Source organism: Photorhabdus cinerea (genome assembly GCF_011189575.1).
Classification (GTDB): domain Bacteria; phylum Pseudomonadota; class Gammaproteobacteria; order Enterobacterales; family Enterobacteriaceae; genus Photorhabdus; species Photorhabdus cinerea.
Map to the genome: position 1 here is coordinate 1 of NZ_PUJW01000044.1, position 12,956 is coordinate 12,956.

At 42.0% G+C, this 12,956-nt stretch carries 21 protein-coding genes and 1 pseudogene; 15 read left to right on the forward strand and 7 right to left on the reverse strand.

Translation table 11 applies throughout. The features are described from left to right. Nucleotides 1-58 precede the first annotated feature (58 nt). The 6 genes from C5469_RS23310 to C5469_RS21265 all read right to left on the reverse strand — a co-directional run bounded on the left by C5469_RS23310 (nucleotide 59) and on the right by C5469_RS21265 (nucleotide 2,594). Complete coding sequence (locus C5469_RS23310) at nucleotides 59-301, reverse strand: hypothetical protein (protein ID WP_207629274.1); 243 nt, start codon at nucleotides 299-301, stop codon at nucleotides 59-61. Next, on the reverse strand, nucleotides 298-432 hold the full coding sequence (locus C5469_RS24145) for a type II toxin-antitoxin system HigB family toxin (protein WP_166310556.1): 135 nt from the start codon (nucleotides 430-432) through the stop codon (nucleotides 298-300). Before C5469_RS24145 ends, C5469_RS23310 begins: the two co-directional genes overlap by 4 nt. Nucleotides 433-468: 36 nt before the next feature. Then, nucleotides 469-1,044, reverse strand: coding sequence for a PIN domain-containing protein (locus C5469_RS21250; protein ID WP_166310542.1), 576 nt, complete (start codon nucleotides 1,042-1,044; stop codon nucleotides 469-471). Between the two features lie 3 nt (nucleotides 1,045-1,047). Further along, complete coding sequence (locus C5469_RS21255) at nucleotides 1,048-1,512, reverse strand: helix-turn-helix domain-containing protein (RefSeq protein WP_166310543.1); 465 nt, start codon at nucleotides 1,510-1,512, stop codon at nucleotides 1,048-1,050. Nucleotides 1,513-1,727: 215 nt separating this feature from the next. Further along, the gene (locus C5469_RS21260) at nucleotides 1,728-2,294 is read right to left on the reverse strand and encodes a DNA-binding protein (protein WP_166310544.1); all 567 of its coding nucleotides are present in this window, start codon (nucleotides 2,292-2,294) and stop codon (nucleotides 1,728-1,730) included. Between the two features lie 66 nt (nucleotides 2,295-2,360). Continuing rightward, a complete protein-coding gene (locus C5469_RS21265) occupies nucleotides 2,361-2,594 on the reverse strand; it encodes a hypothetical protein (protein ID WP_242689550.1) in 234 nt (77 codons plus the stop codon). A 428-nt stretch (nucleotides 2,595-3,022) separates the two neighbouring features. Between C5469_RS21265 and C5469_RS21270 the strand changes: the two genes are divergently transcribed. The 14 genes from C5469_RS21270 (at nucleotide 3,023) to C5469_RS21335 (ending at nucleotide 11,947) form a co-directional block, all read left to right on the forward strand. Further along, nucleotides 3,023-3,649: a hypothetical protein gene (locus C5469_RS21270; protein WP_166310545.1), complete on the forward strand. Its 627-nt coding sequence runs from the start codon at nucleotides 3,023-3,025 to the stop codon at nucleotides 3,647-3,649. After that, entirely contained in the window at nucleotides 3,646-3,960 is a 315-nt protein-coding gene (locus tag C5469_RS21275) for a hypothetical protein (RefSeq protein ID WP_166310546.1), read from the forward strand. Before C5469_RS21270 ends, C5469_RS21275 begins: the two co-directional genes overlap by 4 nt. Next, nucleotides 3,957-5,120: a hypothetical protein gene (locus C5469_RS21280; protein WP_166310547.1), complete on the forward strand. Its 1,164-nt coding sequence runs from the start codon at nucleotides 3,957-3,959 to the stop codon at nucleotides 5,118-5,120. Before C5469_RS21275 ends, C5469_RS21280 begins: the two co-directional genes overlap by 4 nt. Then, nucleotides 5,120-5,845, forward strand: a complete 726-nt coding sequence (locus tag C5469_RS21285) for a hypothetical protein (protein WP_166310548.1) — start codon at nucleotides 5,120-5,122, stop codon at nucleotides 5,843-5,845. The genes C5469_RS21280 and C5469_RS21285 overlap by 1 nt, the downstream gene beginning before the upstream one ends. 11 nt (nucleotides 5,846-5,856) lie before the next feature. Next, nucleotides 5,857-6,639 carry a hypothetical protein gene (locus tag C5469_RS21290; protein WP_207629276.1) on the forward strand — a complete coding sequence of 261 codons (783 nt, stop codon included), beginning with the start codon at nucleotides 5,857-5,859 and terminating at the stop codon, nucleotides 6,637-6,639. After that, complete coding sequence (locus C5469_RS23315) at nucleotides 6,640-6,783, forward strand: hypothetical protein (RefSeq protein ID WP_207629277.1); 144 nt, start codon at nucleotides 6,640-6,642, stop codon at nucleotides 6,781-6,783. It begins immediately after the preceding gene. Nucleotides 6,784-7,002: 219 nt separating this feature from the next. Further along, nucleotides 7,003-7,776 (forward strand): hypothetical protein, encoded by a 774-nt coding sequence (locus C5469_RS21300; protein ID WP_166310549.1) that lies wholly within the window; start codon nucleotides 7,003-7,005, stop codon nucleotides 7,774-7,776. A 34-nt stretch (nucleotides 7,777-7,810) separates the two neighbouring features. Then, nucleotides 7,811-8,131, forward strand: coding sequence for a phage tail assembly chaperone (locus tag C5469_RS21305; protein ID WP_166310550.1), 321 nt, complete (start codon nucleotides 7,811-7,813; stop codon nucleotides 8,129-8,131). 87 nt (nucleotides 8,132-8,218) lie between these two features. After that, on the forward strand, nucleotides 8,219-8,797 hold the full coding sequence (locus C5469_RS21310) for a hypothetical protein (protein WP_166310551.1): 579 nt from the start codon (nucleotides 8,219-8,221) through the stop codon (nucleotides 8,795-8,797). 2 nt (nucleotides 8,798-8,799) lie between these two features. After that, nucleotides 8,800-9,117, forward strand: coding sequence for a tail fiber assembly protein (locus C5469_RS23320; RefSeq protein WP_207629285.1), 318 nt, complete (start codon nucleotides 8,800-8,802; stop codon nucleotides 9,115-9,117). A 74-nt stretch (nucleotides 9,118-9,191) separates the two neighbouring features. Then, nucleotides 9,192-9,923: a hypothetical protein gene (locus C5469_RS21320; RefSeq protein WP_166310552.1), complete on the forward strand. Its 732-nt coding sequence runs from the start codon at nucleotides 9,192-9,194 to the stop codon at nucleotides 9,921-9,923. Further along, entirely contained in the window at nucleotides 9,920-10,903 is a 984-nt protein-coding gene (locus C5469_RS21325) for a hypothetical protein (RefSeq protein WP_166310553.1), read from the forward strand. The genes C5469_RS21320 and C5469_RS21325 overlap by 4 nt, the downstream gene beginning before the upstream one ends. Before the next feature lie 58 nt (nucleotides 10,904-10,961). Next, nucleotides 10,962-11,747, forward strand: a complete 786-nt coding sequence (locus tag C5469_RS21330) for a phage baseplate assembly protein V (protein ID WP_166310554.1) — start codon at nucleotides 10,962-10,964, stop codon at nucleotides 11,745-11,747. Next, nucleotides 11,747-11,947: a hypothetical protein gene (locus C5469_RS21335; protein WP_166310555.1), complete on the forward strand. Its 201-nt coding sequence runs from the start codon at nucleotides 11,747-11,749 to the stop codon at nucleotides 11,945-11,947. The genes C5469_RS21330 and C5469_RS21335 overlap by 1 nt, the downstream gene beginning before the upstream one ends. Here C5469_RS21335 and C5469_RS21340 read toward each other — a convergent pair. After that, nucleotides 11,901-12,656, reverse strand: a complete 756-nt coding sequence (locus C5469_RS21340; protein ID WP_242689551.1) for an ISAs1 family transposase — start codon at nucleotides 12,654-12,656, stop codon at nucleotides 11,901-11,903. The two genes, C5469_RS21335 and C5469_RS21340, sit on opposite strands and share 47 nt — an antisense overlap. 183 nt (nucleotides 12,657-12,839) lie before the next feature. Here C5469_RS21340 and C5469_RS23850 point away from each other — a divergent pair. Then, nucleotides 12,840-12,956, forward strand: a pseudogene (locus C5469_RS23850) (recombinase family protein); the annotation flags it as partial.

Sequence of the window (12,956 nt, forward strand, 5' to 3'; positions counted from 1 at the left end):
AGATTACATCTGGCGTAATAATCTTAAGTTAGGAGCTGGAAAATACCGTCCGTTACGATCAGTTGATATCAATCTGTACAAAAAACAGGCTTAGCGTAGGATATTTTCCGTTTTCCAAGCGGACCCCTAGATCGATAAGAGGGTTTTCATCATCGGTATCGATCAGCCGCTCTACTATCTCAAGCGCTTGTTCATAGTCATCGCGTCTATTGCTTCCGCCCAACAAGGGAATGGCATTTATCAAGGTTTCGGTAGCACTTAACGCTACCTCATAGTTCTCATAATTATTTACAGCCATCATTCTGGATTTCTTCGGTAGTGATCAGTGAGCCGGTCATACTTTTTGTGGGTCACTATGTGTTTTATAAACACGTTCTGAGTTTCAAATTTGATGTACGCAATGATACGAAGATTGTTACCTCCGATACCAATTAGCTTTCCTCATAAGCAACGGATCAACTGGTAAAACTAGATAATAAATTTGTAAGCATCAAGGGCTTTGACTGTCATAGGCAATCCTTGTTTTAACAACATACCTAAAAATTCACTTGTGGACATCGGTGGGTTTTTTAGTGCAACACGTTGCTGCCTGACAGCTTCCAGCGTAATGGCGTGGTTTAAATCCAAAAGGTCTGAAATAAATTCGTCTGGGTGAAGTGCTTCAATACCAAATTCATCTAAAATATCGGCCGGAAAGTCTTTCAGATTCATAGTGACTATGACTTCTGCGTTTGCACGTATGGCAGTAGCCAGTATATGGCGATCGTCTTTATCAGGTAGTTTTAGCCCTTCAATCAATGACTCAAAACCCGTAACATTGGCATCTGGCAATGCTTTATTCATTAGTGCTGTTGTGCGTTCCAATATTTCAGGTGCTATATCAGAGCGTTGTTTCAGTAAATTTCTTTTCCATTCGTTCTGAATAGTGTCCGACCATTTAGGTTGGTACAAACCAGCCAGACCTAAATGCATCAACAAATCACGTAATCTTGCTGGGTACAGGACACATGCATCAAGTACCACAGGATAAGGAGAATGTTTCATCCTTTAATAACCTAGTCCAAGTTTTTGTGCCTGATCTGCAAGTTCTTGCATAGCAGCTAAACTATCAGCATCACGTTTCTTTTTGTATTCCATCAAGTCGGAAAATAACACTCGGCGATGTCTACCCGTTTTATGGTGAGGTAATTGGCCTTCTTCCAATAATTTCACCATATGAGGGCGGGACACATTCATTATGTTTGCCGCTTCTTGTGTCGTAAGTTCAGCGTGCACTGGTACAATTTGCACGGCATTACCTGCTGCTAACTCGCCCAGTATGTCCATCAGCATGGTTAATGCTGAGGTAGGTAGTTCAATTTGGTGAAATGTGTCATCTGTACCTTTAATGCTGATTTGTTGCGTTTCTAATGTGGTGGAAAGAAATGCGGCCAGTTCTCGCTGACTGCGCATCGCGATTTCGATCTCATGCTTTGCCGGAAGGCTCAAGCCGACTAGGGTTGAATTGCTCATATATATACCTAATGTGTTAATGTTCACATTAAGCTTAATCGAAATAAACGAAAATCGCAATAAACGAAATGGATAGGAGTTCCTTCAGGAAGTTTTTTAATTGGAATTGATCTGTATGTTACGTAACATGCGTTTTGTTTCTGATAATGAGAAAAAAGGCCATCATTAAGATGACCAAAATAGTGAGACTTATCATTTTCAAGGCTTTTTGTTCACTATGCGGTGACGGCCTTTAGATTGTTATTGTTTAATGCGTTCATAAATTGAAATACAACATCCATTGAATTCGTGTTTCGGATGGATAGTGCTGTGTTAATAGAGCCAGTAATACGGGCTTGCTCTACCAACTCATTGTCGATGATCTTGTTTTTGGCGAGCCACTCAGCAACATCAGTCCAGGACCATAACGGACGACTACTATCTACACGCAAAAGAGGCGTCGGGAAATCACCTGCTCCTCTGCTTCCCTTACTGTATCGGGATAATGCCGCTTTGGTAGTGCCAGCCAATTCAGCCGCATCACTTAAGCTGACGACATCACCAATATCGACAGACAGACACATTAACCCTGAAACAGACTCAATGTTAGTAATAGCGGACAGGACTGCATTGGCGTAACTTTCTCTGTTACGTGTAAAATTAACATATAATGTACCATTGTATGCTGCTGGGTGAGCATCGCTGCATCCTGCTTCATACAAAGCATCAGATATATCAAACAAATCATCGTCGGTAGTGATTCTCTTTCCGCCTACCACAATATCGAAACTGTATTTTTTCATAAATTACTTTCCTATAAGGAATGTGTGAGACTTAGAGAAAAAGGCCGCCGATTGACGGCCTCGGTATTATTTGCATTTATCTACTAATGAGGTAATGTCCTTTGCATGGTCTTGGGGGCTATCAGGTGTCCCCCAAACTGATTTTTGGTGGCATTTATCTTCATTACCACAGCGTAAAATCCCCACAGCATGACCTTTCCCTTTACGTTTGATGTAGATCCAACCTTGGGTCAAGGCATATGCAATTGCAGCGTTAATTTCTTTGTTTTTGTGATACGCGATAAACAACACTCCTTTCAAGTTAAGTCTCACTTTGTTAAAGAACAAGGTTGGCTAAAACAGCCAACTAACGGTAACAATAGTAACCGAAATATCTTTTTGTGTCAACTTTTGTTACCGTAATTGGATTCATAATAATCGCCAAGCATTATCAGCTCCGAAAGAATTTACTGTTCGGATACCATATAAATGGTGAAACTGTAGTTTTTTGTTCAAATCCTCCTTCTAGTAGTCCAATTTCCATTTCTCCCCTTTAATTTACAAAAGGCTTTTAAAGCAATTAGAAAAGTCAGTCATATCAAGGATAAATTATGTCCTTCACTCGTATAATTGACATAACAAGATATAACGAAAATCAAAGCAATTATAAAGATCGCAATATTTTCCTGTTGCTGCGGTATTTTTCTACAACCTTCATCATGGCCAGATTTACAACATGAGACGAAACGATGAGTACTCAGAAGAAGATATTTTGTGTCTCTTTGTTAGGGCGTGAACAGGTTCAAGCTACAGCGGTGTTTGATAATGACCTTTTGGTGGTTGTGAAGCTGGAAAAAATCACGGGTCCGTTTGGGATGTGGAAGCAACGGCTAAAAAAGGAGCTGAAGAAAAAGCACGAAGACGGATTCCATATGTTAGTTGAAGAACGTGGTGATGATTTCAGTGAATACGCACACAAAATATTGCTGGAAGATGCAGATCCAACCGAACGGCGGGGCTACATGAATATCGCCTTTGACCATTATTTTAACCTAATCCGTATAGGCGGAATTTCGGACGGTAACCAACAAGGCTGTTTAGTTCTGAATGAGGGCTTAGAACGCCATTGGATCCGTGAACAGATGGTTAACGTGATGCCTGATGACCGTGGGCGGTATTGCTACGAAATCGACCACAGCAAGTTCTCTGGTTATCAGCGAGCCATATTATTGTGTGTGCTGTCTGCGTGTGAATTTAACCAAATGAATGAGAGTTATCTCGATTCATTCCTTTCAGGCATTAACGCAGAGGAAGACGAATCCGCCTACTCTACGTTCCACAGCGTCATTATTAACAAAGACGTGGCCACACTATGACTCAAATTTCGCGCCTTAGTCCCCTCAATATTCAGGATGAATTGATTCGAGCACGATTTTATAAGGAATTGCGTGACGGGTTATTTGAATGGGTAGAGTGGGAGGTATCTCTTGATGAAATAAGGATGCCTGAGCTTATTTCTCTGCGTTATTACGGAACGACCAGCCTGAAGAAAGTTGTTGCTGTATGTGCCGGGCTTGATGATATGCGAGAAAATCTGGGGGCAGGAAGTTTGATAAAACTCCCAACGATTTTGTGGGTGAGAACACGTATTCGTTATTATTGCCAGTTTGAGCAAGAGGGAACATGACAAATTCACTCCACGATCAGGACAAAGAATTTAACGAGCGCCGACGCAAGCAAAAATCAGTACGCCAGTACGCAAGGCGGACATTGTCACCCTCAGCAATTCGTGAAGCAATACGTGCTGGTGAACTTCCTGTTTATCACTCTGTTTTGTTGGGTTCGAAGCAGGACGGTGCTCCATTCACCATTGATGATATACGCGCTTTTGATAAGGCCCGTAAAGCAACAACTAAGAAGTGGAGTCGTACTCGTGGTGCTCCGTTGGATCAGCTTATCGTGGCTTCACGTAAAATCGATGTGCACCGTGCCAATACTGAAATCAAGACTGCCAGATTTTATAAAATCCGTGGCGACTTACTGCACTTTAATGTGAGCGCTTCAGGAAAACATGGTGAAGACAATTATCAGGTGCGCATTCGCCTTGAGAACTGGATGGAAGAGTTAACCCAGACGCAACGAAGCTGGGCTGCAGCTATCAAACGAATCTTGTTGGGTTATGTGTCTATCGACTGCCAGTGCGGACGATACCAGTATTGGTATCGCTATGTTGCTACCGCTGGAAATTTTGCTATTGCTCCCTATGAAAAAGATTTCCCTAAGATCCGAAACCCACAACTGACCGGGTGTTGTTGTAAACACCAACTCAAGGCATTAGCCGCACTGAAATCACCAACAGTACAGGCTCAATTATCTAAACAACTTCAATCCCAAGCAGAAAAAGAAGGCTTTGCCGGTGACAATAGCGATACTTTCTTAACCAAAGAAGACCGCGAAGAATTGGAGCGCGCTCGTCCTCGTGATGTGGATAAAGCCGCTGCTATGCAGGTTATTCAGAAGATGAAACAGGCGAAGCGCGTATTTAAACGTCAGGTTAAAGACCCTAAGTACATCAAGAAGCTGGAAAAAGAAGTCGCAGAATTGCGTAAGCAGTTAAGTAAACAGCAAGCACAAGCTTCAGTCAGTAAAGTCAAGGCAAAATCCGCCATAGAGAAAAACCAGAAGAAAGCACAAAACGCCGATCGTGATCAGCTCAAGGCCATGCTACGTACTGAGTTAGATCGCGCCAAGATGTATGGCGCAGACAAAGAAAACGCGGTGAAAGTGTTCGCCAAGTTGAACAAGCTGCCACTCACTGAAGCACAGAAGCTAGCCAAGGAACTGTAATGAGTAGAATTACACCTATCGACCGCCGCCATGTGTTTCAACAAATTTACGGCGATCTGCAAAAAACACTGGATATTAACCCTAATGCCTTTGACTGCCTGTTGTTTAAAGCCAATCTCAATGCGTTAGAGCATCTTAGTCAAGATGATGTTGTCGGAAATCTGGAATCGAGAGAGGAAACATTTTCTTATAGTAGCCCGACCATTACACGAGCCATAGAATTGCCCAATGATAGCAGCTCTATTCAGATGATGGCATTTGGTGATGGTACAGATGAAGGTGAAGAAATCTTCCAGATGCTGATCAAAGAACTGAACGTACCAGAACAGAGTGTGCTGTGGATTGAAGAGCTGACCAGCGATGAAACGGTACAAGTTCGTTTACTGTACATCATCAAGGCCGAGCCTATCGGTAAGAACGGTGCAGGCGGATTTAAGTATCACCTTATGCCGTTTGATGTCGGTAGTGATTTCTTACCTGATAAGTTCAAACCAGAAGCCGGTGAACCGATTGCATTCTTGCCTAATCCACATCCAGAGCCAAGTTTAACTAGTGTAGTTAACAAACTCTCTCAGATGGCAAGCAAAGATAAAATTGCCGCTTTGCGTAAGCCGGTGCCAATGGTGAATGAACAGGATGAAGTCAACGAAAAGAATTTGAATAAACAGGCGGCGGCTCTACAAGATAAAGTGGGTTCCATTGCTGATATTTTTGATGTGTTTTAAGGGAAAAGTGAGTGAGTGGTATCGATCCTAATGCACCCGTCGAGATTAAATTGACGCCAGTGACTGGCGTGGATGGTTCAGCGGTCAAAGCACCGTCCCCCGGCAATATTGTGACCCAGCCGATCCAGAATAAGGTCACTATTCCTGCTGTTTCAGCGCCACAGGCTGTTGACTTCTCGCTTGTATCGACTGCCAATGAGGTTAACGATGAATCTCTAAACCGCACAGCCAAAACACTGCGCGATGATGTTAATGCCAAGCTGACTTCATTCGCTAATTCTGTGTCGCTCATATTGGGCCAACTGGGAACCGAACACAGTCAACAAGTTGTCGAAGTCAACAACAAAATGGTTGCCCTGCGTGACTCGATCAATGTTGAGTTAGCCACAATCCGCACTGATAATAAGCAACAGAATACCGACATGGCAACGGCGATAAACCAACGTCTGTCGGTAGTAATGACTAATCTGACAACGCTTTCCGGTGCCATCAAGAATAGTCAGGACAAAATTGCGGCTCTTGATGCCACTTATGCAACGGATTCAGATATTGCCGCTAAAGTTGCAACTATCAATGAAGCATTGGCACAACTGAGTAAGACTGACACAGATGTACTCCAGCAAATGCAGGAAACCGTCAATATGGTTAGTTCTATGCGTAAGCTCAAAGAGAAAAACATCACTATTTCCAGCACGTCCGGTACTTATGATTTTTTGACGATTCAGGAAGGATTAGGCAGTTACGCACAGGAAACTGACTACATGGCGACAGCAATTGTAGAAGGTAATCAATAGGTGGAAGCGCACATCACTAAAAAACTCGCGGTTGGTTTCACCATTGCATTGAAATCTAAAGGTGTTCATTTCCGGCCACAACCGCATGATGCCAGCGTTACGCCAGTTTCAGTGCTGGTTTCATTGACCTCTACACAGAGCTAAGTGATGACGATTGTTCCTAAGCGTTATGGAGAACTGGCAACTGAAGCTCAATTGATCACGGCGAAAGAAGAAGCTCAGACTGGCGCTCACCAAGCTCGAATTTGAACAGTTTAAGCAGAATATGCTGAAAGTATTTGTTGCCATCACGAAGCAAAACAATGAATCAGCGGATCGAATAAATGGAAAAACTAATGTGTAGAAAAACGATGAGAGGTTGTCATGAGTGATTCACAATTTCAGGCATTGATAGAAAGTAATCGCCGCTTGAATAAAACCGTAGAAAAGCAAATATCACAGATTAACTCAACATTAGATAGTAGTGTTAATAGTCTTAATCAGTGGAAAAATACCACCAAAGCCATTGATATTAGCGGTCAAGGTCGTTATCTAACGACATTAACCGTTAAAGGCGACAAGGATACCTTTTACCCTGTTTTTTTTAGAATGAATTCAGGTGATGAAACAGTTATTCAAATACATCGCTCTTTTGGGTGGAACAGTAAAGAAAAAGAAGATCCCAGTGATTTTGATGCAACACATGTCGCTTCTGCGTTGGTTATTTTGCGAGGGCAGGCTGATCCGTGGCATGGTGATGCCAATTATTTAAGAACAATTGTGAATGTTCAACGTTATCGTCAATGTGTTGCTAAAGTAGGGTTTCTGGCATGGTGCGAGGCTGTTAAAGGTGATCCTGCTGGACCTGATACGAGTTATAATCGTAACGAAATTGGCTATTTAGCCAGACAATACTCATCTTTTATGTTGCGAGGGGGGAACTTGATGTATGAAATATATTCTAATTCTCCTATCAGTTTCCGATTGCTTAATGATGGTGATGTCATTGCTACGCATCCCTATGAGAATACAAATGTTAAGTGGGTGGCCAGAACAGTTGCATTAGCAAATGCAGAAGCAGGAGATGAAAATAACAATCATGGAATTTCATATATGGCATATTCATCCAATTCGGATGTTGTCAGTGGGTTAGCTTGAGTTTCTTATACTACAATAAAAGATAGGTACTTATATGATCCCGAAGTTACTAGTTAATGATGAAGTTCTGATTAATATTCCAGCAGATAAAAATGTTCTTCTAGAACTTGGTTTATCAGAAAGTGAAGCAAATAAAATAATTTCTGATCATTGGTTAGAGATAGAGTTAAATAAAATCCGTTTTCATAGAGAATCTCTTTTGGCTGAAGCAGATCGCTTGGTTAATGCTGCGTTAGATCAGCAGATAGATATTACTCCATATAGAGTATATAGACAAAAATTAAGAAATATAACAAATGAATATCATTTTTTATCTGATGTGGTATGGCCTGAAAAACCAGAATTACCAGTATAGATACTATGGGTGCTGTTTTTTATTTTAAATAGATGGTTGAATAACAATCATCATTGCTATTGCATACAAGAATTATGAGAAGGTATTATGAGCGACCCTTTGCGAGAAGTAATAGAAAGCACCAGAGATCTCAATCATGCTGTAGAAACAAAGATTAATGATATTGACAACAAAGTAGATAACTCTATTAGAAATTTAGAAAATTGGAAATCTAGTGCTTCATATATACAAGAGTATTACTCTGGATTTCCAGAAGCATTTCTTGTTCAAAACACAGAGAATTGGCATGTAGTCCAGCTATACAGAATTAAGAATAAGTTAACAACATTAAATCCTTGGGTTCATATCGCGCTGCACGGTGGTAATAATGTTGGTTCATTATCATTTCTTAGTTTATCTCAAGCTCACGCAGGTTACACTGGTCAGGTGGGAATGATATTGAAGCGTGGTAATCCACGGGTAAAATTTTTTATTGATAGAGCAAATGAAAATGATGCTCCAGTTCTCATTGCTGTACAAAATTCTTCACATAACAGCGCTTCGGTTGAGGTAAAAGCAGCCAGCTATATGGCATTAGATTTTAAATTTGTTGATACGATAAAAGAAAAAAACTTCCCATCGTCATGGGAAGAAATTAAGAATATCTTCATCGAAGATGGGGTCTAAATATGGAAAGTGTAGTTTTTGTTAAAAATGGTGTTCACTATAGCTTAAATGATGGAAGTAAAACACTAGAAGAATACCATAAGAAATTTGGAGACGTTTCGATTGTTGATACCAATACTATCCTCGAAATAAAATGGATGGATATCAAAAATAAGCGAGATCGCCTAATTACTAATACAGACTGGACTCAAGTGCCAGATTCACCACTGAGTGCTGAAAAAATGACAGAATTCGTTAAATATCGCCAGTTATTACGCGATATTCCGCAGACGTATGCGGATCCAGATAGTATTGTTTGGCCTACAATGCCATCCATTTAACATTTCCCTGTTGGCGATCTCAGTTCAGAAAAGGGGTAGCGTTATTGCTATCCCTTTTTTATCGGGTAACGACCATGACTGAGATAACAGAAAAGAACGATATTACTGATTTCTATCCCATCGATGTAGCCTTTGGCAGCCATATTGTTGATGCATTAGCCGTGTTGGATCAGGAAAGCTGTCCACACCATATTAAATCGTTCTTACAGCGTGACTCTAGGCAACAAGTCTTTCGTGGTGACTACGATTCTCCCAAATCCTTTATTCAGGCTATTCGCCAGTTTCAGAAGCCACAAGGCAATGACGGTTTACGTAAATTCAATGCGGCTCGATTGCCTTTAATCAACTACTATCGACCGATAGGTTTTCGCAGTGCATCAGCTGAGTATGCCCAGTTTATAGAGAACGCGACTGGCTGGGATGATGCATTACTGAAGAAAACCAATATCAGTATCAGTTATCTGGAGCTGACCTATCGCATTGTCTTTATGGGTAGCGATAAGGCATCTGTAGAACGTTTGTTGCTTGCCTGGCACATGTATATCGCTCGCCGACGTGTTGGAGGCCATCGTTTTTATGTCACTTACTCGCTGTTCGGTGAAGACATCAAGCTACCAATTACGATAGAAGACTCACAAACTATCGAAGCGAATAACCTGAGCCATAACTACGCAGATGGCCGGCTCTATGCCGTTGAGGTAGAACACAGCGTAAATGCCCCTATTTTGTATGGTAAAGGGGTAAATCATGTTAATCCGATTCATTGGACAATAGCTTTCAGACCACTTGAAGAGGTATTTTCATGAGCCGCCATCAACACCAGCTGGTTCAGTCGATTATATTCAACGGAGAAGAGCTGGATCTATCGTTTCTAAAAGAAGCTACCTTCATAGAAACGACGACATTAGACGGGCCAAAACTCATTATTGAGTATGATGATAAAGAAAAGTACCTCAGAGACGACCTCGCCATTACCGAACAAGAAATATTCACTATTGTACTTTCTGATCCGGTGAACCTCGATATATTGAATTGGGAAACGGAGTGGGTAGTCATGACTATGCCAGTCAATCAAGGCGATACCATCACTTTTAACCTACTTCTGCAAACGCTGTATGCTCTTAAACAACCATCGCTGATTGCTCGCTGTTTTGTCAGAGAACCAGTCAGCAAAGTGCTTCGTCAATTAGTGCCAAACCTACCAATAGATGTTGGAACATTTCCCATTCGGCTGGATTTTCATTTACTACCGGCGCAACGCCCATCACGGTTAATCCGTCAAATGGCAAAAGAGCTGGGCGCGCTTGTGTTTATTCGTCGAGGTACGCTCGTATTTCGCACTCTGGCTGAACTTCAAACCATGAAGTCAACGTTTACTTATCACTACAACGATACCCGTGAAAAATACCAAATTGCTCAATACGCTTTGCCGAATGACAGCTCTTTGATTAGGGATTTAACTCAGCGTCGCTTTGTCGGTTGGGATGATAAAAAAGGTATGGTTTATTCAGGTAAGCACACCAATACACCAATCGAACATTCTGGCGTAACGAGTAAATTTGTGCTCGATAACCTGAGTAAAATCCCCATTCCTGTACTTGATGTTTATATGTTCGGTAATGGTGGGTTAAGGGCTGGTGATGTCATTGAAGTGGTATGGAATCGTTCTGATTTAGAACGTCCAATAGACGAAAGCCTGCCAACTCTTGTAGTTATTGGACTTGTTGCACATAGCTACAAAAACAAAAAGTTGTATGCTCGTATTAAAGGCATACTAGATAAGTAGTAAATAGATATTTAATAAGAATTAAGTAAGTATCTACTAAATACAAAAAAGGTATCAAATGGATAACCCAGCCGATTTACTCCTTCAGCGACCAGAGCTAGAAGCTGTGGTAGTTAATGTACAAGATCCAGAAAAACAAATGCGCGTACAGGTACGTGTTTTTGGTGTATTTGATGATGTGTCAGATGAAAAATTACCGTGGGCGACTTATAAGCTCCCCATTGGAGCCAGAGTAAGCGAAGGTGACTTTACCCCAGTGCAAGTGGGCGACTTAGTTTGGATAGATTTCCCTTATTACACTCACGGCAGAAAAGACACTCGTCGTCCAAGGATCACCGGTTCAGTTCATCATAATCCAGATGGCATCCCTAATCTTCCGGCAGAGGCCTTTGCTGGTGACGGACGTTATCAACACAAACGCAGTCATAAAGAGCCTCAACCGGCACAACAAGGTTATCACGAAAGCAAGGTGTATATTCTGCATGGCATGATGTTTGAGATAGAAAAAGACGGTGTTTATCGCGTTACCCATATGCCAACAGGTACTGCATTTGAATTTGATGCCAGGGGTAACTCAATTTTGCATGTTGAAGGTGATAGCCATCACTCGACAACCGGAGATATGGAAAATCATTCAACCGGTAATATCATAAATAACTCAGGCAATAACTTAACTGAGAAAGTCGGTGGATTCTGGCGTATTAATGTGAGTGGTTCTGCTTATATAGATGCAACAAGTATTCACCTAAACAAAGGAGCAGGAGTGGTCACAGCCGAGTGCCTTTGCTCCTTTACTGGCAGACCACACACCGATTTTTCATTGCGAGTCACGGCAGGTAAATAATGACTTTAAATAGCAGTCAACTGAAAGAAATGATTGAAGTCAATTTGACTTCATCTGGGTTTGCAGCCAATGAACACGGCAGAATGAACGACTTAGCCGAAGCTATCGCAAAAGCAGTTGTTGAACATATTACCGCTAGTGGCCAGGTGATTGTTATAGGCGGTGGCAACTACAGTGGAGAAATTGCCAAGATAGTGTAGTTGGCTTTTTCTGGGTTTTAGCGTGAGAAATGCCTGAAAAACCTGTCGCTAACTGGGTATCCAAAAAGCGTTTGATATCGTCGTGAAACCCGCCCTGATTGCCTTTTAATGCCAGCACATAATCGGCTCTGTTCCCGACAATCTGGTCAGCGATTTTGTACTGGCAGCCCATCGCGTCAATCGTGATGGTCGCCCCTTCAATATCCAGCAAGGCCAGCAACTTGGGGATCGCGGTGATTTCGTTCGATTTATCCGAGACTTTCACCTGACCAAAGCAGAGTTGATTCGCGACTGACCAGGCGTTGACCAGATGGGGAGCCGGCGCTCCATTGGCTTTGTCGAGCGTTCCCCGCCGCGTTTTGCCATCCAACGCGATAATATCACCAGAGATTTTGGCTAAGCTCTCCACCCATGGGGTAAAAGCGTGCTCAAATTCTTGGGGATCAAGCCGGTTTATCACATCGTTAAAGGTATCATGGCTGGGGATGCCATTGGGAAGATCCAGAAATTGCCGAAACCAGTCTTCTTTGGATTTACCGTACTCTTCAATCGCATTAAAGCCTTCACAACCACAGATTACGGCACAAATCGAAATGGTCAGAATATCGATGAGGGCATACTGTTTAGTTCGGTTAACACGTGGATCAGTAAGGTGTCCAAAGGCATTGCTGATAGTGGTGGTTTGCATGGCAGTTTCTACGGTTATCATTGACAGGATGCGAAGTATAAATCACAAACAGCGACCCATCCTATTCCTCTGTACCGCATGCACTCCGTTAATCATGTTGATCAATTTAGACCCGTTTGCCCTGAGCTGACTCTGGATATCCGGGTCATAGGGATGCTCTAGAAATTCGGCTAATTTCATCTTTTCGCGCATGTACCGGGTGACATTATTCTTATTGAGCAGGTTGACCGCCTTTCACGTCTGGATGAAGCGGGCTGGCAGAAACTTAAACAACTTATTCAGGAAAAACACCTCGTGATTGTCAGTCTTGATCTGCCGACG